General features: G+C 56.2%; 13 protein-coding genes. 6 read left to right on the top strand and 7 right to left on the bottom strand.

Annotated features, from left to right (window positions below; translation table 11 throughout):
• Nucleotides 1-308: 308 nt before the first annotated feature.
• Complete coding sequence (locus tag Poly41_RS07370; protein ID WP_146525278.1) at nucleotides 309-3,128, top strand: 2-oxoglutarate dehydrogenase E1 component; 2,820 nt, start codon at nucleotides 309-311, stop codon at nucleotides 3,126-3,128.
• 11 nt (nucleotides 3,129-3,139) lie between these two features.
• Nucleotides 3,140-3,778 (top strand): pyridoxamine 5'-phosphate oxidase, encoded by a 639-nt coding sequence (gene pdxH / locus Poly41_RS07365; protein WP_146525277.1) that lies wholly within the window; start codon nucleotides 3,140-3,142, stop codon nucleotides 3,776-3,778.
• Between the two features lie 119 nt (nucleotides 3,779-3,897).
• Here pdxH and Poly41_RS07360 read toward each other — a convergent pair whose 3' ends face one another.
• The 3 genes from Poly41_RS07360 to Poly41_RS07350 all read right to left on the bottom strand — a co-directional run bounded on the left by Poly41_RS07360 (nucleotide 3,898) and on the right by Poly41_RS07350 (nucleotide 6,786).
• The gene (locus tag Poly41_RS07360) at nucleotides 3,898-4,698 is read right to left on the bottom strand and encodes a phosphoribosylformylglycinamidine synthase subunit PurQ (RefSeq protein ID WP_146525276.1); all 801 of its coding nucleotides are present in this window, start codon (nucleotides 4,696-4,698) and stop codon (nucleotides 3,898-3,900) included.
• A gap of 80 nt (nucleotides 4,699-4,778) precedes the next feature.
• A complete protein-coding gene (locus tag Poly41_RS07355) occupies nucleotides 4,779-6,155 on the bottom strand; it encodes a sporulation protein (protein WP_146525275.1) in 1,377 nt (458 codons plus the stop codon).
• A complete protein-coding gene (locus Poly41_RS07350; RefSeq protein WP_146525274.1) occupies nucleotides 6,130-6,786 on the bottom strand; it encodes a hypothetical protein in 657 nt (218 codons plus the stop codon). The genes Poly41_RS07355 and Poly41_RS07350 overlap by 26 nt, the downstream gene beginning before the upstream one ends.
• Nucleotides 6,787-6,837: 51 nt before the next feature.
• Here Poly41_RS07350 and Poly41_RS33875 point away from each other — a divergent pair, with 51 nt between their 5' ends.
• On the top strand, nucleotides 6,838-7,029 hold the full coding sequence (locus tag Poly41_RS33875; protein WP_197231139.1) for a hypothetical protein: 192 nt from the start codon (nucleotides 6,838-6,840) through the stop codon (nucleotides 7,027-7,029).
• Nucleotides 7,030-7,156: 127 nt separating this feature from the next.
• On the opposite strand, the gene Poly41_RS07345 is transcribed toward Poly41_RS33875, so the two are convergent.
• Entirely contained in the window at nucleotides 7,157-7,987 is an 831-nt protein-coding gene (locus Poly41_RS07345; RefSeq protein ID WP_146525273.1) for a class I SAM-dependent methyltransferase, read from the bottom strand.
• Nucleotides 7,988-8,249: 262 nt separating this feature from the next.
• On the opposite strand from Poly41_RS07345, the gene Poly41_RS07340 reads away from it, so the two are divergent.
• Nucleotides 8,250-9,113: a hypothetical protein gene (locus Poly41_RS07340; protein WP_146525272.1), complete on the top strand. Its 864-nt coding sequence runs from the start codon at nucleotides 8,250-8,252 to the stop codon at nucleotides 9,111-9,113.
• Here the strand turns inward: Poly41_RS07340 and Poly41_RS07335 are convergent.
• Entirely contained in the window at nucleotides 9,110-10,411 is a 1,302-nt protein-coding gene (locus tag Poly41_RS07335) for a BaiN/RdsA family NAD(P)/FAD-dependent oxidoreductase (RefSeq protein ID WP_315853728.1), read from the bottom strand. The genes Poly41_RS07340 and Poly41_RS07335 overlap by 4 nt on opposite strands.
• A 154-nt stretch (nucleotides 10,412-10,565) precedes the next feature.
• On the opposite strand from Poly41_RS07335, the gene Poly41_RS07330 reads away from it, so the two are divergent.
• Entirely contained in the window at nucleotides 10,566-11,714 is a 1,149-nt protein-coding gene (locus Poly41_RS07330; RefSeq protein WP_146525270.1) for an aminotransferase class I/II-fold pyridoxal phosphate-dependent enzyme, read from the top strand.
• A gap of 87 nt (nucleotides 11,715-11,801) precedes the next feature.
• Complete coding sequence (locus tag Poly41_RS07325) at nucleotides 11,802-12,839, top strand: alpha/beta hydrolase (protein ID WP_231615483.1); 1,038 nt, start codon at nucleotides 11,802-11,804, stop codon at nucleotides 12,837-12,839.
• A gap of 184 nt (nucleotides 12,840-13,023) precedes the next feature.
• Here Poly41_RS07325 and Poly41_RS07320 read toward each other — a convergent pair whose 3' ends face one another.
• On the bottom strand, nucleotides 13,024-14,706 hold the full coding sequence (locus tag Poly41_RS07320) for an alkaline phosphatase (RefSeq protein WP_146525269.1): 1,683 nt from the start codon (nucleotides 14,704-14,706) through the stop codon (nucleotides 13,024-13,026).
• A 206-nt stretch (nucleotides 14,707-14,912) separates the two neighbouring features.
• Entirely contained in the window at nucleotides 14,913-18,644 is a 3,732-nt protein-coding gene (locus Poly41_RS07315; RefSeq protein ID WP_146525268.1) for a hypothetical protein, read from the bottom strand.
• Between the last annotated feature and the right edge of the window lie 108 nt (nucleotides 18,645-18,752).

Below are 18,752 nucleotides of genomic sequence, written 5' to 3'. Positions count from 1 at the left end.
GGACGGTCGCGGGTGAGCTCGCGCCGGGGAAAGGGTGAAATTTGAGCGACGAATCTATCAGCCCAGAGGAAGTTACCATAGCCACGACGGGCAAGAGCCACAAATTGGGGCTTTCCACACACCGACAACGTTTTCCGCACTAGGAAGCGGGCCACCGATGTTTTAGATTCCTCTCTGGTCCGCGACGAGGATCGCTTGAATTAGGATGGTGGGAACCAAACTCGTTCGGATTCGGCCCTCGGCAGCACTGTTACGGCTGCTGAGCACTACTTCCACGCCCTCTGCAACCCAACGGCTGATTGACAGCTATGAACAGCTACAGCTTGGACTACATTGATGACCTGTATGTCCAGTACCTTCGGGATCCGTCCAACGTGTCGGAATCTTGGCGTCAATATTTTGAACAGTTTCTTGTCGCGCCCCCTCGCACTACGACTCGCATCCGCCAGCCGGTCGGGGGCGGAGGCTCTGCCGATCCAATCAGTGGGTCTCTTTCGCCGAGTGGAAATCATCGGCACGGTTCCAGCGGTGACGAGTCGACCGATCAGGCTTTGTGGATGTCGCGGGTTCAAGACCGCGTCAATCAGCTCGTCCGCGAATACCGCGTCCGAGGGCACCTGGTCGCACAGCTGGACCCGCTTGACATGTTTCACCCGGACACGCCCGAATTGAGCCCGCAGCTGTATGGGTTGTCGGACCAAGACTTGACACGCCCGCTGGACAGCAGCGCGTTGGAGAACGTGACCGGCAGCACGCTGAATGTGATTCTCACGAAGCTGCAAAACACCTACTGCCGTAGTATCGGTGCCCAATTCATGCACATTGACAATCGCAACATACGCGATTGGCTGCAGCGAAGGATGGAAACGAGCCAAAATCGGCTCGAACTTTCCCATCAAGTTCAACGACGCATCTATGCTCGCTTGGCCGACGCATCGATCTTTGAAGAATTCGTCAGGCGGAAATTTGTTGGTGCCAAGACCTTTTCGCTCGAAGGTGCCGAAACGCTGATCCCGCTGTTGGATTTGGCTCTGGAAAAAGCGGGGCAACATCAAGTCAAAGAGGTCGTGATGGGGATGGCGCATCGCGGGCGTTTGAACGTGATGGCGAACATTCTCAAAAAACGGGCGATGAACATTTTCTGGTCTTTTGATGACCCCAGTCCCGAATTGAGCCGTGGTGGCGGCGACGTGCGCTACCACTTGGGATACAGCAGCGATTGGATCACGGCTGCTGGCGCTACCATTCATATCTCGCTTTGCTTCAATCCCAGCCATTTGGAGTTTGTCAACACCGTCGCGATGGGACGATGCCGGTGCAAACAAGATCATCGCCACGATGAAACACGCCAAGAAGCGATGACGTTCTTGATCCATGGCGATGCGGCGTTCGCGGGGGAAGGGGTTGTGCAGGAGACGCTCAATCTGAGCGAGCTTGAAGGTTATCGCACCGGCGGCACGCTGCACATCGTTATCAACAACCAAGTCGGCTTTACCACCGAACCGAAACAAGGTCGCAGCAGCACGTATGCGACGGACGTCGCCAAGATGCTGCAAATTCCGATTTTTCACGTCAACGGGGAAGACCCCGAAGCGGTCGCTCAGGTCGTCTCGGTCGCCATGGATTTCCGCAAAGAATTTCATCGCGATGCGGTCATCGATCTCTATGCCTACCGGCGCTGGGGGCACAACGAAGGGGATGAGCCGCGGTTCACGCAGCCTTTGATGTATGCCAAAATCGATCGCCGAGCGAGCGTCCGTGAACAGTACCTTCATCGGTTGTTGGAGCTCGGTAAAATCACCGCAGAAGAAGCCGAGGAGATTCAAAAGGAACGAACGGAAAAGCTCGAGAACGAATTCGAAGCGAGCAAGAACGAACCGTTTTTTCCCGATACGCAATCCCTTGCTGCGAACTGGGCCGACTATTTTGGTGGCCCCGAACCTCACGAAGTGACCGACACAACGTACGACATCAAGCAGCTTTCTCAGTTGCTCGATTCAGTGACACGATTGCCGGATGGTTTCGCCGCCAACAAAAAACTAAAGCGTCCGCTGGCATTGCGTCGTGAAATGGCCGAAGGGACTCGGCCGCTCGATTGGGCCAGTGCCGAGGCAGCGGCGTTTGCAACCCTGTTAGTTCAGGGGCATTCGATCCGAATGACCGGTCAAGATTGCCAGCGTGGTACGTTCAGCCAACGTCACGCGGTGCTTCACAATACGAAGACGGGCGAGACCTACACGCCACTGGCACATTTGCGAGAGGACCAGGCTTCCATCGAGTTGTACAACAGCCCGCTCAGCGAAGCAGGTGTGCTGGGGTTCGAGTATGGCTATTCACTCGACCGTCCCAACGGCTTGGTCGCTTGGGAAGCCCAGTTCGGTGACTTTTGGAATTGTGCTCAAGTGATCGTCGACCAATTCATCGCCAGCGCCGAAGACAAATGGAGTCGTCTGAGCGGGTTGGTCATGTTGTTGCCCCACGGCTTCGAAGGACAAGGTCCCGAGCACTGCAGTGCCCGGATGGAGCGGTTCTTGGCGATGAGTGCCGAGGACAATATCCAGGTCGTGCAACCCACCACTCCGGCACAGTATTTTCACTGTTTACGTCGTCAAGTGATCCGCAAATGGCGCAAACCGTTGGTGATGTTGACGCCCAAAAGCTTGCTGCGTCATCCGTTGGTGGTTAGCTCTTTGGAGGAGTTGGCCGAGGGGCAATTTCAAAAGATCCTCGCAGATGATCAGGTTGACTTAAAGGATTGCCAGCGCCTTTTGATGTGTTCCGGCAAGATCTACTACGATTTGTTCGAGAGGCGTCGAGATCGCGAAATTGATGATGTCGGAATCATTCGGATCGAACAACTTTACCCCCTTCGCTATGAGGAAATCGCTCGCGAGATTGATGGTCTTCCCAAGGGAGCCGAGATCTTTTGGGTGCAAGACGAACCGACGAATATGGGGGCATGGTCGTACATCAAATTGAAGTATGGGGATCAGCTCGCCGCCAATTACAAGCTGTCGCTGGTGTCGCGTGATGAGTCGGCCAGTCCGAGCACCGGCAGCATGGCGGCTCACAAGATGGAGCAAGCCGAGTTGCTCGAAGCCTCGTTTGCAGATTTAAAAGGACGGTAGACTCACCCCACATGGACCTTGCATCGTTAAGGAAAGAGTACTCAAGCGAAGTCCTCGATATCGATTCGACCCAGCCCGACCCGCTCAAACAGTTCGAACACTGGTTTGAACAAGCGATCCAGGCGGAGCTGCTTGAGCCGAACGCAATGACGTTGGCCACGGTGGATGCCGAAAGCCGGCCTGCTGCGCGCACCGTGCTGCTGAAGATGTTTGATGAGCGTGGCATGGTGTTCTACACCAACTACAACAGCCGCAAATCGCAGCACATCACTGCCAATCCCAACGTGACGCTGCTGTTTCAGTGGTTGCCCTTACAACGTCAAGTCGAAATCAACGGTACCGCGGCCAGAGTTTCGACCGCAGAATCGATGAAGTACTTTATGGTGCGGCCGCGGGGGAGCCAGTTGGGCGCTTGGATTTCGCAGCAAAGTTCGGTGATTTCGAATCGAAAGATCCTGGAATCGAAGTTGCAGGAATTGAAGGCCAAGTTTGCGGGTGGGGAAATTCCCTTGCCGGATTTTTGGGGCGGCTACCGGGTCACGCCTCATCGTATGGAATTCTGGCAAGGTGGCGAATACCGATTGCATGACCGCATCGAATACCGGCTTGAAGAGAACGGCGCCTGGCAACGACGCCGGCTGTCACCGTAGGGCGGTGAAGCTGTAATCCGCGTTCCACGTGCCCCGCACGCCGGTGTTCCACGTGCCCCGCACGCCGGTGTTCCACGTGCCCCGCACGACTGTGTTCCGCGTGCTCCGCACGACTGCGTTCAGCTGAACCAATTGATCGCGTTGGCAAACATCGCCATACCATCGCCCTGTTCGTTCGGGTTTTGACGACGTGTCCAGAATGGATGCTGCGTCGGATCGATATGCCGTTCGGGATGAGGCATCAACCCGAACACTCGCCCGGACGCATCGCATACCCCCGCCGTATTGGCGTCGGCGCCGTTTGGGTTCAAGGGGAAGGGTAACGTCTCGTTTTCCACCTGACCGGATTCCCCGTCGGCGTAGCGAAGCGCCAAGCGTCCTTGGGCTCGCAGCGTCTCGAGCACGCTTGGGTTTGAGGCGACGAACTTGCCCTGAGCATGGGCCATGGGCAAGTACATCCGCTCGATCCCCTTCAAGAAGACACAAGGCGATTGGTCCGTGACCAGATGGACCCAACGATCTTCGAAACGTCCATGGTCGTTCCAATCGAGCGTTGCTGGGGCATGGTTGTCCGACTCGATTCCTTCGGTCAACGCACCCAAACGCATCAGCACCTGCATCCCATTGCAGATCCCGAGCACCAATCGATCGCCCTTTCCATGGACAAATGCATCGACCAAGTCCGATAGATGTTGCCTCAATTTGGTTGCCAGAATGCGGCCAGCGGCGATATCGTCGCCATAGCTGAAACCACCCGGAAGACAGAGGATTTGGTAGCGGTCTTGCAACGCCGAGTTCTCGATCAAACGATTCACATGGACTCGTTCAGCGACACCACCGGCCTGCTCGAAGGCAAAAGCGGTTTCTTCATCACAGTTGGTGCCGGGAGCACGGAGGACCAGAACACGAGGTGCAGCCATGGTTGAGATCATTCGAGAAGGAACAACGGGAGAGGAATAACCGAGGCGGCAGTGTAAACTGCCCTCGGGGAATTGAGAACCTAGACTTCGACGCGAATCTGCAAGCGATTGTGCCGGTCGTCCCAGCCGAGGAGGGTTCCACGGCCTTGCCACAATTCGCGGCCAATTTGTTCGAATTCGTCCGCCAGGGCATGAGGAACATACAACACCAACGGCAAGGGCGGATCGTCGCAGTGAGCCCAGACGGCATAGCCATCTGCGAAGACATGAGGGTCCTCGTGGCCGGTGTACAGGAGTCGGCGTTCGATTCGAGCGGCGAGCTGGAAGGACAACCCCGTGACTGCATCGACCAGCATCCCCCGTTGCGTGGGCTCGTCACGCACCGCCCAGAGATGTGCCGCCGTTTCGGCAAACGTGATCGAGTCGGTCTCGGATCGCGAGGGGGCGGTGGGTTGCGGTCCGGAATGTCGTGCCGCTGGATCCCCGGAGGGCAGCACTTGCAATGCGGTTTCTTGACGCCAATCGGGCCAACGTGGAATGTCAATTCGGATCTCGGTTGACCAGATCAGCTTGTTGTCCGACACATCGATCGAATACGGTGCATCACCCGGCAAGGAAACCGATAGGGGGAAACGATGCTCCTTGCCAGCCGCTAACGTTGTCGAGGCTTGCAGATGCTCGGTCGTTTCATAGAAGGGGTGTCGATGCGTCTTGCGATTGCTGCCGCTGCCGCTGACGCATTCCTCACGAGCGGAAAACTTCATCGTGATGCCATTGATCGCAACGTTTTTCCGCGGACGGACGATCAATTCGCCGGACGCTTGATCGCCAGGCGTCACGGTGGTTGAGGCGAAATCGCAAAGGACGTCACCGAGCAAGTACTTCGGCAACCAAACTCGGATCGCATAAAAACCAAACCCAAGCATCGCGATGAAACCAAAAAAGAACAGTGGAATGATGCTTGCCGCTGCAACCATGAAGACCGATGCGAAAATCGACATGGCCACCAACACGACGCATCCACCGATGATCCCATTGACTTGCGTCGTTTTCGTGGTGGCTGTGGCCGTTTCCGTTCCGCACGTCGGACGCATCAAAAAGGGAACGGACGCCTTTGGATCAATGCTCCATGGGATCTTGGCTCGCGCGTCCACGTAGTGGTCGACGTTCAGAAAATGACCGTGATAACTCGGTGGCCAATCGGCGATCCGCAACTCGAACGGATATTCCTGCACTTGTCCGGCTGTCCACTCGCCTTCGTAGAGTGTTTTGCTTTCCGAGGTTCCTTTTGCCACATTGCCTCGGCCATGGGTTCGCCAAGCGGACTCGACAACCAACCCATTGCATTTGACATCACTGTCGACACGGACGACGACTTTGCCGCGAAGCGTCTCGCCACCCTGATGTAGGAAACCGGGGTCTTGTTCCAATTCAATCGATAAATCGCATTTCGCCATTGCTGTGTACCTGCTTCTGAACTTGGTCGTACAAGAAGGCCTCGATGGACCGCAGGTTGCTGCCAAAAATCGCAACCAATTTCGCGGCGTCCTGTAGTGTAAACGTTGGGACCGTGCCAGGACCCAATCGCGATGCCTCGATTCGCCGGTTCATCACTTCGTAGACCAATTGTGCATCATTGTCATCTCCCAAGCGATAGGTCATGACCTGATAGCCAAACGTGCGCAGGCGTCGCGACAGATCACGATGAGTCGCCAAGACCAAGGGCAGCCCCGTTGCAAAGACGATTCGGGCGACAGATCGCGGTAACCGCTGCGCCTCGTCGATCAACAGTGGGTTGCCTTCGGGAATTGCGCCGCACGGCAGATCTTCATCGAGATAGACGTAACTCGAATTCGGAAGAAACTTCAAAATCGCCAGCAATCGGGTTGTCTTGCCACGCCCACAATCACCGAGCAGCTGAACGGCTACTCTTTGGCGGTTGACCGCGCGGACGATGGGTTCAATCTCCACCACCGCAAGGGAAGCTCGTTCCGCGGGAGTCAACTCACCAAACGGGTTGCGAAACAGATTGCACCAGGCCCAGGGATACCCGCAGCGAGTTTCTGCAAAAGCGTTAAATTGATCCATGTTTGACGAGTGTATCCGAAACGATGTTGCCCCTGTTGATCTGTTTGCACCATGGTGAAATTTCCCACGATGTCGAGCAACCGTCCCTGGATTCTGTTGATGGTCGCTGGTTCCCACACTGGCAGTTCGATGGCATGGCTCAGCACAGCCACGGCAGTGATCTTCGGTTGTGTGGTCAGCGTGGTCGTGCCTCGCGAGGCCATGCGCCGGATCCAAGACCTTCGATCTTCGGCAGTTCGGTGAATCCTTCCGCAAAGGTAGAAACACAGAGGCACCGAGGACACAGAGTGATCCGGGGCAGGTTCTCTGTGTCCTCAGTGACTCGGTGTTTTTGAAGAAGTGGGCTGCAGAGCGATTGACAAATGAGAAACTAATCGACTCGCCGGAACACATACTCGTTACAGCCCCATCCGTTGCCGACGGTTTTTAGATTCTCGAGAACGAAACCACGCTGTTTGAGCGGCACGATGATTCGTTCCGGCGTCGCGACTTCGAAGGGCAAACCGCCGACCCAATCGACCCAGTCGTGCCACACCGACATACCGCGGTCACGGCGTTTGGCTTTCCAATCTTGAAAAGGCAGTGGGTTTTGACCTTGCAGTAGCCTCGCCAGAGCAAACTTGGACTCATACATCCCTGCGACACCTGCGACAAAAGCGGGACGCCCCCACGAGGGCAAGCGATGGTAGGTTCGCTTGATTCCCAGCCAGCGGCGACTGGCGCCTCCCTGATCGTTGTAGATCGCGATGAAGTATTGGCCATGGTGCTTCGTTCGATCCGCCGCAATTGCGATCGCTTCGCTCATGTTTCCCGTGTGATGCAAGACGCCCCAGGAATAGACGGCATCGAAAGTGCCGAACGATTCGATCCATTCTCGATCCAGTGCCGATCCTTGATGGCACACCCACTGCGATTCGCTTTTCCCGAAACGTTTTTTCAGTTCTCGAGTACAAGCGACACATCCCTCGTCGTAGTCGATCGAAACGACCTCTGCCCCCAATCGGTGGGCTGCCAGGGAAAACAGCCCGCTGCCGCTGCCAAGATCGAGAAATCGTTGGCCGGAAAGCGACGCGCACCCCAGTCGCTCTTTGAGCGAACGCTGAGCTTGTTCGATTCGGGGTTCGTCCAAGGAGCCGAGAAACGCTTTCCAATTCTCGCCGAACGCAAATCGCGACGGCTCGTGTTCGCTAGAGGGCACTATTTTCTATCTCCGAGACGAAAGGAGGGCATGAAAGCTCAGCCGACTGGCACAGTTTACCCAATCGGCTCAGGTCGGAGGATGCGCCTACCGCATAGCTCCCACACAATTCGCATCACCCCCGCTGCAGAAGCATGCCTTGGCATTTCTTGGCTCAACAAGGTTCACATGAGTTAGCGAGCGGTTCGATAGGAAACGCATCACGGTTTGCTCTGCAGTTCTGTTTACTGGACGACACTAAGCTATGCGTTACACCCTCCCCCTGATGATAACCTTGCTGGTGGTGCTTTCTTCGAGTCATTCTTTCGCTCAAAGCACCATCAGCCAATCGCCGTTCGACTTGACTGCCAGCAGCGGGATCTGGGTCGCTGATTTGCCTGAATACAAGCTCGGCACGAATGCCGGCGGCGGCTCTGCATTCGCTGATGATCTTGATGAATTCGGCGGCATTGTCCGAATTGACGCGGTTCGTCGCGCCCTGGGAACCCGGACCAGTTTTGGAGCCAATCTGTTTTATGCCTATGCCGATTCATCGAGCAACACGCAGCCAGGCGACATCGGGATAGAAAATCCAGCCGACGGAGCCAATGTGGCTTTGACGGGCATCAGTCCACGGTTGGACAGCAGCGTTCATCACTATGGCGGCGATCTCGTGATTCGTGACACTTGGCGGACTCGATTCGGTGGCTTGTCCGCGGGGCTGGCCTACAGTTTGATGGCGTTTGACCAGGATTTTGATGTGATGAACGGTCCGGGCCGGCTATTCAAAGAAGAACTCGATACCGATTTCCAGGGCGTGAAGATCGTTAGTGGCTGGGAAGGCTTTGTCCGTGGGAATGCATCCAAGTTGGACTTCAACGTCGGTGTTTATGACATGCAGACGGACTACGATGCGTTGCCGGGAAGCGTTCCCGCGGTCTTCTCCGATGAGCTTCAACAAACGACTTACACCATTGAAACGACGTTCACAACTCGCCGGCGCGTTCGTGACATTGACGTGGGGTTGATTTTCGGAGTCACCTACTTCGCTGACATGCCCGTGATCGAACACCTTGCCGGCGAGAGCGTCTCGCTGAGCACGGACGATGCGGTGACATTCACCTGCATGCTTGAGCTGTCGCTGTATTAGGGACTGGCCGCAGCGATTCCCGCCGCGCGGCCGGTGCTAAAGGCCGCTTGGAAGTTGTAACCACCAATCCAGCCGTCGACGTCGAGAACTTCGCCGGCGATGTACAGCCCCGGAACGATTTTGCTTTCCATCGTTCGTGGATTGACTTCATTCAACGAGACGCCGCCAGCGGTCACTTCGGCTTTCGCAAAACCACGCGTGCCGGTGATAGGTAGCGGTAACGCTTTCAGGCTGGACACAACGGTTCGCCGCCCCAATCGAGACAGTTCGGCGATCGCGGGGTCCGCACAGGTTTCCAAGGCGAGGGCGGTTGCAAAACGACTTGGCAGCCAATCGCTGAGCAGCGAGGAGATTTTGCGGGCTCCTGACACAGCGGCAGCCTCAACCAGGGTGGTTTCGATCGACTCGGCAGAACGATCGGGCAGCACGTCGAGCGTGACTTGCAATCGTTTGCGATCTTCGTTCAGAGTGACAATGCGGCTGATATCCATTGCGGCAGGCCCCGAGAAGCCAAAATGAGTGAACAGCCACGAGGCCCGGCGAGCCATCTGATGCTTCTTTTGATCGACCGAATGGTTCTTTGCCGTTACGATGCAGTCGTCTAACGTGATCCCCGACAATTCGTGTGTCCATCGATCGCCGCCGGTCAGCGGAACGAGGGCGGGTCGCGTCGCGATCAGGGTGTGACCGAGTTGTTGCAGCCAGCCGTAGGCATCGCCAGTGGTACCACACGCGGGCCAACTGCGGCCACCTGAGGTCACGATCACGCGATCGGCGGAAAAACGGTCCTGCTCGGTTTCGACCCACCAATTCGACGGTTCGCGAAGGAGTCGATGGACCGATTGCTTGCGGAGGATCTTCACGCCCGCGTCGACTGCTTGGCGCTCGAGGGCATCGCGGACCTCGATCGCTCGGTCGCTTTGTGGAAAGACCTTGCCCGTTGATTCGACCTTCGTCGCCACTCCGAGTTCTGCGAACATTCGCACCACTTCGTGTGGTGGAAATGCCCCAACACTGCGTTGCAAGAATCGTGCTGCATGGCCAAATCCGGTCAAGATACCGCGTGCGTCGGTGTCTTGGGTCACGTTGCAACGCGTGCCGCCGGACATCAGGATCTTGGCGCCCGTCTTGCTGTTTTTTTCGAGCAAGACGACTTCGGCGGATCGTTTGGCGGCTGCCGCCGCCGCGATCAAGCCTGCCGCCCCCGCACCGATGATGACGATCTTTTTGTGGTGATGAATTTGTCCTGGTCCTCGTTCTTGAATCTCAGAGTCTAACCGCTGAGTTGCCCCGTCCAAACCCGCCTGGGTACTGCAAACTTTGAATGGAACCGTGGGGAGGATCTGCGTGACTTGTTCCCCCGTTCCGCGTACCCTAGTCTGGCGTAGCCACCGCTCGAGCCTGCACGGTAAGCCGCTCGATTCTGAACAACACGATTCCAATCCATCTGACATGAAATCATTTGACTACCTTGCCGATCGCCTCGATGCACTGGCTGAGCAGCATCGGCTGCGGCGATTGGTACCGCGTAATGTCATGGGGGCGAGTTTGCTCGATGCTAGCTGCGACTCACTGATCAACTTTGGCGGCAACGACTACCTTGGACTTGCGGCGAATCTTACCACTGCGGAAATCGCTACCGGAAGCACCTCCAGTGCTTTGGTGTGCGGATGGACGGTATTGCACGAACAACTCGCCCAACGACTGGCAGTTCTCGAATCGACCGAAGCTGCGGTGTTGTTCCCAAGCGGCTACGCGGCTTGTAGTGGAACGATCGCGACCTTGGCCGAGCCAGGTGACTTGATTCTTAGCGACCAACTCAATCATGCCTCGTTAATTGACGGATGCCGGTTGTCCGCCGCGGAGTGCGTCGTGTACCCCCACCGCGATTTTCACTTCGTCGCGGACGTTTTGGCAAAGCAGCGTGAGCGGTTCCATCGTGTTTGGATCGTGACCGATGGCGTGTTCAGCATGGACGGCCACATTGCGCCGCTTGTCGAACTGTGTGATGTCGCCGATCGATTCGAAACGCACATGGTTGTCGACGAAGCCCATGGCACCGGCGTGCTCGGGCGGTCCGGCAGTGGAGTCTGCGAGGCGTTGGGCGTGAAGCATCGGGTGGCGATTCGAATTGGCACGCTCAGCAAGGCAGTGGGTTGCCAAGGCGGTTTCGTAGCAGGGCCCAAGTTGGTGGTGGACTATTTGATCAACCGTTGCCGTTCCTTGATCTTCAGCACGGCACTTGCCCCCGCCGCGGTGATGGCTTCGATGACGGCGATCGAGTCATTCGAGCGGGAGTCGCATCGTCGCGTTCGTGTCCAGCGGCTCGCTCGCGAACTACGCCGCCGGCTGTCGCTTCGAGCATCGTGCGATCTCGAGGCCTCCGTGCCGATCGTTCCTATCGTGCTTGGGGATGATCGCCACACGATGGAGGTATCGGCTCGACTCGCAAGGGCGGGCTATTTCGTCCCCGCGATCCGACCACCGACGGTCCCCCCCGGCACTTCACGGCTGCGGATCTCCCTTTCGGCCCTCCACACGGACGCCATGCTTGACGGCTTGATCGATACGTTATCGAACCTGATGAAGCGGTCCGAATAGCCCCGCTGTTTGACCACGCAATCACGGGAGTTTAATCTAGAGGTAGGTTTCACGGAATTGTGTGAGAATAGCAAGTAGGAGATTTCAATGCGTATCAAGGCAGCCGCTGATGTTCAAACGAGTCCGTCCATGCGACTGTTGTCAGGTCGATTCTTGATGACGTCCCGCGATTTTGTTAACGAGTGGTCGCCTGTCTCCTTCGGCTTTGTCAACCCGCGGCCTCTCGTCGTCGTTTTCTATGTCTGTTTGATATCGATCGCCATGGCTTCCCTTGCGGTCGGGCAAGACCGTGGCGCGAAGAAAAAAGAGGGGCCCTTGCCGGTTGAGCCGATGACGCTGAAGACGCGAGATGGCATTTCTCTACGCGCGGCCTACTTTCCCTCGAAAAAGCAAAAGGATGCCATTCCGGTGCTGTTGATCCACGAGTGGCAAGGGCAAGGCAGTCCGTACTTGAAATTGGTACTTGCGTTGCAAGAAGCGGGCTGTGCGGTGTTGGTTCCGGAATACCGTGGCCACGGTGGCAGCAAAGACTACGTCGACATCCGCGGCAATATTCAGCAATTCAATCCTGCGACAATGGGCAAGCGTGATGTCGAAAGGATTATTGCCTTCGATCTGGAAGAAGCGAAGCAGTTCCTGAAAGAAAAGAACAACAAGGGCGAACTCAATTTAAACGCTTTGGTCTTGGTCGGAATCCGTGAGGGCGGTATTTTTGCGTCGCTGTTTACCGTCCGTGATTGGCGGTGGCCGTCGGTAGGACGAAAAAAACAGGGCCAAGATGTTAAGGCCCTCGTGTTGATCTCGCCTGAGAAACAGATGAAGGGGCTATCCATTGATTCAACGCTGACCGATCCCAACTTGATTCGTTTGCCGATCTTGGTCGTTGCGGGCGATACCAGCCCCGATGCAGCGGAAGCCAATCGTGTTTCGAAACGCATCGAAGGTTACAAAAAACGTATGGGGCAAGGAAAAGCGATTGGTTTCAAACAGGAAATGCTCAAGACAAGCTTGAGCGGTCCCGCATTGGTGAACGAAGCTGAAAAGCTGATTCCTACGGTCGTGTCCTTTGTGACCGAAAACGTTTCCGCCGATGGCGAACAAAACCCATGGGTCAATCGCCAGTAATTGGATTCAACCCAACATGCGAAGCTGAACCTCGTGGACCGTCAGCATTGAATTTTAGGGTAGTGGATTTCGCCAGAAATCCGTAACTCAAATGTTCTTAAAGACTTCTGGCGAAGTCCACTACGTCCCAACTCGCAGTTTTAACCTTGACGGTCCACTCGTAACATGGCGACTTCGTGTCCCATCATTCGGCTCGTCCAGCCGATGCGATGACTTCGGCGTCGTCGATGACGAGGAAGTGACCGTGATCGGCCGTGACGATGATTGCGGTTTCGTCCCAGGCATTGTTTCGTTCGGTCCACTCGACGACGCGTTTGAATGCCGCATCACCACTCAAAACAGCGCCGATGCTGCTGTCCAGGTTGTTGGCGTGGTTTGCCCAATCCACGTCTCCAGCTTCAATCATCAACCAAAAACCTTGCGGTGATTTTTCGAGTACGGTCAGTGCGGCTTCGGTCATGTCTGCGAGCGTTGGATTTTCATGGATGTCCGCTTCGCTGTACGTCTCGGTCCCTTTGATGTCAAAGGTTGGGTTGAATTGCCCATCCGCGGTTTGGAACGGTAAGTGCCCCCCCTTGGTGCCATAAAAGCCAACAAAGCGTGCGTCTTGGTCGACGGCTCGCTTTGCGGCACGGAGAATCGAATCCTTACCGCACTCACCCTCGCGACGTTGAGCGACCACGTAGCTGCCACCGTTCTTGATGTCGACTCGGCGCAGGTCTTGCTCGTGCAGGTACTTGTTGCCCTGAGCAAAGTTATCGCCTTGAGCGTTGTCTTTGCCCGTTCCTTCTCCCCATCCACTGCCGATCAACACATCCACTCCCCGTAGCGATTCGTCACGATGTGAGACCGAAGCGAGACCGAGCAGATCTCGTGCCAGGTCTTGGTAGTCAGCGCGTGTGACGTTGTTGGCGTAGGTCGCAGCGGGGGTCGCATGGCTTACGGGCACACTGGAAACGACGCCGATACGGTAGCCTTTCTGTTGCAAGGTTCGAGCAATCGGTAGGACTTGCGTTCCATCCGCTGCGACATTGATGGCTCCATTGTAGGTTTTGATTCCGGAAAACAAGCTGGTGGCCGATGCGGCAGAATCCGTAACCGTATGCGGCCGCTCTCGATCGAGGCCGATCAAGTAATCGCGTTGGCTTTGCTCACGCCAAGGGTACCGGCCACCACGGTTGACATCGTAGCCGCCAGTCGCGTTCTTGGGGCCACTCAGTAGGACTTGCGAATTGACATCGAACTTGGAGCCATCAAGCCGTGGACTTGTTACAAATTCGCCGAAGTCGGTCGTGGCACCAAGGTAGTCTTGAAACAGCAGCCCGGTTCCACGTCCACTGTCGTAGCCAACCCTACCGGATTGGTAGACCGCCGCAGCCCGGGTGGTAGGCCAATCCATTCCGTCAAATACCATCACAATGATCTGTTGCTTTCCTGCATCCGCTGCCATTTTCTGTAAGCGATAGACATCGGTTTGGTCAAAGTGCGTCGCCGACGGGTCGAGCGTGTGGCTAGGAATGGATCCGTACAACGTTTCGAGTCTCTTCGCGTCGGCATAAATGCTGTCTTCTTCGCGCAGCGAATCCAATGTGATGCCAAACGTATACATTGGAATCAATCGATTGCTGTGGTTGACCCATGTGCTGTAGCGATTTGGAAGATGTCCCCAATGTCCCCATGCAGCCTTTTGGTTCTTGATGGCATCGGACTGAGAGTCACGCATTCGATCGACCGAGTCGATCGACGTGTCCCTTGTTTTTTGTTCTTCCAACAGCGCTCGGATCGGGCTTGCATCCTGGGCGGATGCGCTGAGGCTGGGCAGACAAACGGTGAGGCAGAAAACGAGCAGGGGAACGCGGAAGGACATGGTCGGTGGGTGGGCTGAGGGGGGAAGGAGACCGGGATCGGAAGCAACCAACTCTAAAATACCTTCTTGGTCGGAATTTGTCAGAGTCCGACCATGAGAATCGACCGTTTCTTGACACAAAATTCACTTAGCACAAAATTCGTGTCCCTTCCCGCAGGTGGAAGGCAACCACACGCAGATGTGGCGAACGACCGGAAGCGGGCCGACTAGAATCGCATCGGGCTGGGAAGCCAAGATCGAATGCGTTCCGCAACGCCGGGTGCTTCCGATTCCTTGCTTTTCGACTGCTCGTTCGTGCTCTTGGTATGTGTGCTCGATGCATCAAGTAGCACCTGAGACCAGCGATTTTTCAGCAACCGTGAGCATGGCTCTAAGTTGCCTCGCTGTAATCCCTGGACGGCTAAGAAGGCCTGATTTTGTAACTCGGTTCTTTCCTTCCCGGTCGGGAAACGATCGTGCAAACGAACGTCATCGATCCAGAGTTGACCGGGGGACAAACTATCGATGGTGATTCGAAGTGACTCGGTACTCGTGGGCTGAATCTGATCCGCTTCGGCGAGAATTTTTCGCGGTTGCCATTGGCCATTGCGTGGCACCTCGACTTCTTGACTGTATCGAAACGGAGTTCCCGCTTGCGTTCCCTCAACCGAAACACGAACCCTGTGAGGCGAGCTGACTTCCGCGGACTTTGCGCGACATGCCAACGATACGGCAAGTCGTCCGGACGCCGGTGGAGTAATGGTCTCGCTGACCAACCACGTTTGCATCGTGGCATGCCCATCGGTGATCAGACAGACAGACTTTTTGCCTTCGATGGATTCGGCCGTGTCGATTGTGACGCAGCCTTCCGGATACTGCGCGTGCAACCATCCGGTGATGCCCACGTCGCTGCTGACCTCGAAGCTACCGTTGGACAACGCTGGGTAGGGATCGCTGTCCGACAACGTCCCCAGTTTTTCGACGACCGTGGTGACATCCATCTTGATCCGGTCGATCGCCGCATCCCCACCACGCACGTGTGATGACCAAGCGAATAACGCATCGGGCGATTGAATCGAATCGCTGTACAACACGACCATCTCCCCCGCACCGAGTTCGATCTTCGTCCTCGTTCGATCAGGATTTTGGATCAACGATGCCGGTTCTTTGCCTTCCATGATCCAATGGATTGGCGTGCGGCAGGCCAATTCGACATCATTCGGCCACGGCGCCACATTTGCGATCAATAGCGACAATTTTTGCTTGTCGACGCCCCATTTGACATGGACGGTTTCGGAGCAAGGATCCGCGGACACTAGTTCTTGCAGCGGAGTTCGTGGCAGTGCTCGAAATCCAGCGAGTGTCTGGCGCAGTCCCAGAGGAAGACTTCCAGCGAGCAAATGGCCATTCAATAGGATGACAGCAGGATCCAATCGATCAATCGATTGTTGAAGCGCTGCGACCTGAGAACGACCGATGACCGACACGGCTGTGGGTGCATCGGATGGATCGGGAAGAATCGCCAAGCCGATCCGTCCGGCATGGGGTTCAAGCGAGATCCGGTCTTGTCCCGCTCGCGATTGTGCATCGACTTGCAAGGACAACGATCGGTTAGGCCCGTATTGTTGGCTCACCACCGGAATGATTGGAGGGTCCCTTGAAGCGGCTGGCCAAGAGGGGCCGACCAGACCGCTGGCGGCATCGTTAGCGAATGCGGATTGTGGCAGATCGACCAACAACAACGCGTGACCTTCGCATTGGCTCGCTAGGGTCTCGTAGAACAACCGCGAAGATTGATTTGCCCATTGTTGGAATTTGGCATAGACCGGTTGATTCATCCAGTTTGCAAGGTCGACCGGTACGGCGATTGGTGATCCGGTCTCAGCGGCAAATTGTCGTCCAACGGCCTCGCAGGGGAACGTCGTGGTATCGATCGGTCGAGCGTAACCGGACGCGCCGCAGGACAGCGCAATGCCACCAAAACAAGGATGCAACTTTGCTTCAGCAACAACCTCCGAGATCAACTTGGCGAGTGACACGCGGACACGACGATCGACAAAATGGTAACCCTCTGGGCGCGGATCACCGAGATCCGTTCGTTCGAGATCGGACATTGTCATGACGGGGTCAATGGCGATCATGACGTTACGGTCACAGCGGTCCATCAAGCTCATCAAGACGTCAAGGCATTCCGGTTCGATATCGCAAGAACGTTTGGCAGGCAAGAACAGCGACGAGTGAAACCAGCTGCGTCCTGCTTGGTTCGCAGGGATCAACACCGCGTTGGCGCCAAGTACAGCGGCGTATTCATTCAATCGCATGGTGGCCACATAGAGTCGATGCAGTGTGATCGACTCCTCGGTGAACTCGGAATTCGCATATCGGTCCACTTGGTCCATCGAAAGCTTATCGACCCAACGAAAATCATCCATCGCGATCGCTGAACACCGCGAATCACTTGGGTCAACGGCTTCAACGGGCGCTACCAAATCCGTAGGACCGCCTTTGATTTCAATCGATTCAATCGCTGCGTCGCGCGCGGGGTCAAGGTTGATGATCTGTAGCTGATCTTGCCCTTGTGGGTAGTACAGTACCGATTGCTGACGCCAGCCTTCTGGGTCGACCGAATGTCGATCTTCGGCGCGACGCTGATCTTGAATCACAAAGTCCGCAAGCGAGTGCAACGGGCGCGCTGTGTCGGCGTTGGCGGGTTGCGATCTTCCCAATCGCAATCCAATGTTGATCGGTCGGTTCGCTGGGTAGCGAACGGTGATGTGGTGAGGCGAGCCGACACGCAGTTTCGGCAACGGGGTTTCAAAGGTGCCATTGGGCGAAATTAGGCTTATCTGCTTGTCGCCGAGGGTGATTTCGCGAAACCGTGGAGCCTCGCTCGCAACTCGCGAAGGCATCCGAGGCGTTGGAATCAGAGGGTTCGATCGATAAGAGAAGAATTGCGGCACGGACCACTGTGAAGCATCGGATAGGTGAATCGTTTGAAGGGTGGGCCAAACGGAAAAATCAACTCGACCTCCCGTCGAAATCTTCGCCGGCAACACAACGATCGCCTTCCCGGTTCGTAAGATGGCGTCTTCACGTCGCCGAAGTCGCGTCCACAGTCGATCCGCGTGTACGATTTCGCAACGGATTTCATAGACCCCCGGTTCGATCGGCGTTCGATGGGACACCGCGACGGAGGGACTGTTGCCAGACGAGTCGATTGGAAAGGGAACGGTGTGGGACGCCATCACGTGGCGATCGCTTAGCCGGACCAGCGAGGACACCAAGTTTGGCGGCGCATCGGGGGACAAGCCTAAGGCCGGTAAGTCCAACCGGTGGGCGCGAACCGACATCGTGATGGGAGAATCCGCTTCGACGATTGGCGAACTCGTACTCGCCTCAATGCGAAACGCATCGGATGCCACTCGCTGCAGTGTCCATGCCGGTCCGTCGCTGTTGTGATGTTCCTGAAGTGCCAGTTGTCTGAGTGAGATTCGCGTGCCTTGCGGTTGCGAAACGGCGACGGATCCCGGCGACGGCGTCTCGTCGAGCGCGTTCACCTGAACCACAAGCTCTGCGTTGTCAGACGCCTGGACTCGAAACCGTGCTGCGCCCGAATTCGAGGGTTCGCGAGGCTCAAAGAACCACTCGTTGGCCGCAGTAGGGGTCCGAAAACTTCCGCAGCTTCTTGGATCCTCGCAACGGTTTTCGAGCGATGAGAGGATAGCGGGTTGTTGGGGATCGACCGCTTCAACGTGCACGCGCCACCGCTGGGGCGAGGCAGCAAGCCAATGGAGTTCGAGCGTTAAGTCCAAACCGGGCTGCACGGCCGTCTCGGCCGCATCACACGTGACCCACGTGGCTCCGGCAATTCCGAAAAAGAGAGCGCAGCAGAACAACACCGTCCTGAAAACCAGGACATTGGGCGAAAAAGGCCGGCAAAGACGTTCGTGTCTAGCCATTGACCGCCAACAGGCTTACCAATCCATGAGAATGCCACATCGAGGCGAAAATTGCCGAAGCAAGAATCGGTTCGTTCCTCGAAACGATGATTTGTTAGACGCACCCTA

Origin of the sequence: Novipirellula artificiosorum, from assembly GCF_007860135.1 — a bacterium.
In the GTDB taxonomy this organism is placed as follows: Bacteria; Planctomycetota; Planctomycetia; order Pirellulales; family Pirellulaceae; genus Novipirellula_A; species Novipirellula_A artificiosorum.
Note: the sequence above shows the minus strand (reverse complement) of the source record. Positions and strands in the feature narration are given on the sequence as shown.

Bases quoted from the DNA above. Each gene is read 5' to 3' on its own strand.
- Poly41_RS07330 (WP_146525270.1), top strand. From the start codon at position 10,566: ATGAAATCATTTGACTACCTTGCCGATCGCCTCGATGCACTGGCTGAG.
- Poly41_RS07355 (WP_146525275.1), bottom strand. From the start codon at position 6,155: ATGGCGAAATGCGATTTATCGATTGAATTGGAACAAGACCCCGGTTTC.
- Poly41_RS07320 (WP_146525269.1), bottom strand. From the start codon at position 14,706: ATGTCCTTCCGCGTTCCCCTGCTCGTTTTCTGCCTCACCGTTTGTCTG.
- Poly41_RS07340 (WP_146525272.1), top strand. From the start codon at position 8,250: ATGATAACCTTGCTGGTGGTGCTTTCTTCGAGTCATTCTTTCGCTCAA.
- Poly41_RS07360 (WP_146525276.1), bottom strand. From the start codon at position 4,698: ATGGCTGCACCTCGTGTTCTGGTCCTCCGTGCTCCCGGCACCAACTGT.
- pdxH (WP_146525277.1), top strand. From the start codon at position 3,140: ATGGACCTTGCATCGTTAAGGAAAGAGTACTCAAGCGAAGTCCTCGAT.
- Poly41_RS07315 (WP_146525268.1), bottom strand. From the start codon at position 18,644: ATGGCTAGACACGAACGTCTTTGCCGGCCTTTTTCGCCCAATGTCCTG.
- Poly41_RS07370 (WP_146525278.1), top strand. From the start codon at position 309: ATGAACAGCTACAGCTTGGACTACATTGATGACCTGTATGTCCAGTAC.
- Poly41_RS33875 (WP_197231139.1), top strand. From the start codon at position 6,838: ATGGTGAAATTTCCCACGATGTCGAGCAACCGTCCCTGGATTCTGTTG.
- Poly41_RS07325 (WP_231615483.1), top strand. From the start codon at position 11,802: ATGCGTATCAAGGCAGCCGCTGATGTTCAAACGAGTCCGTCCATGCGA.
- Poly41_RS07350 (WP_146525274.1), bottom strand. From the start codon at position 6,786: ATGGATCAATTTAACGCTTTTGCAGAAACTCGCTGCGGGTATCCCTGG.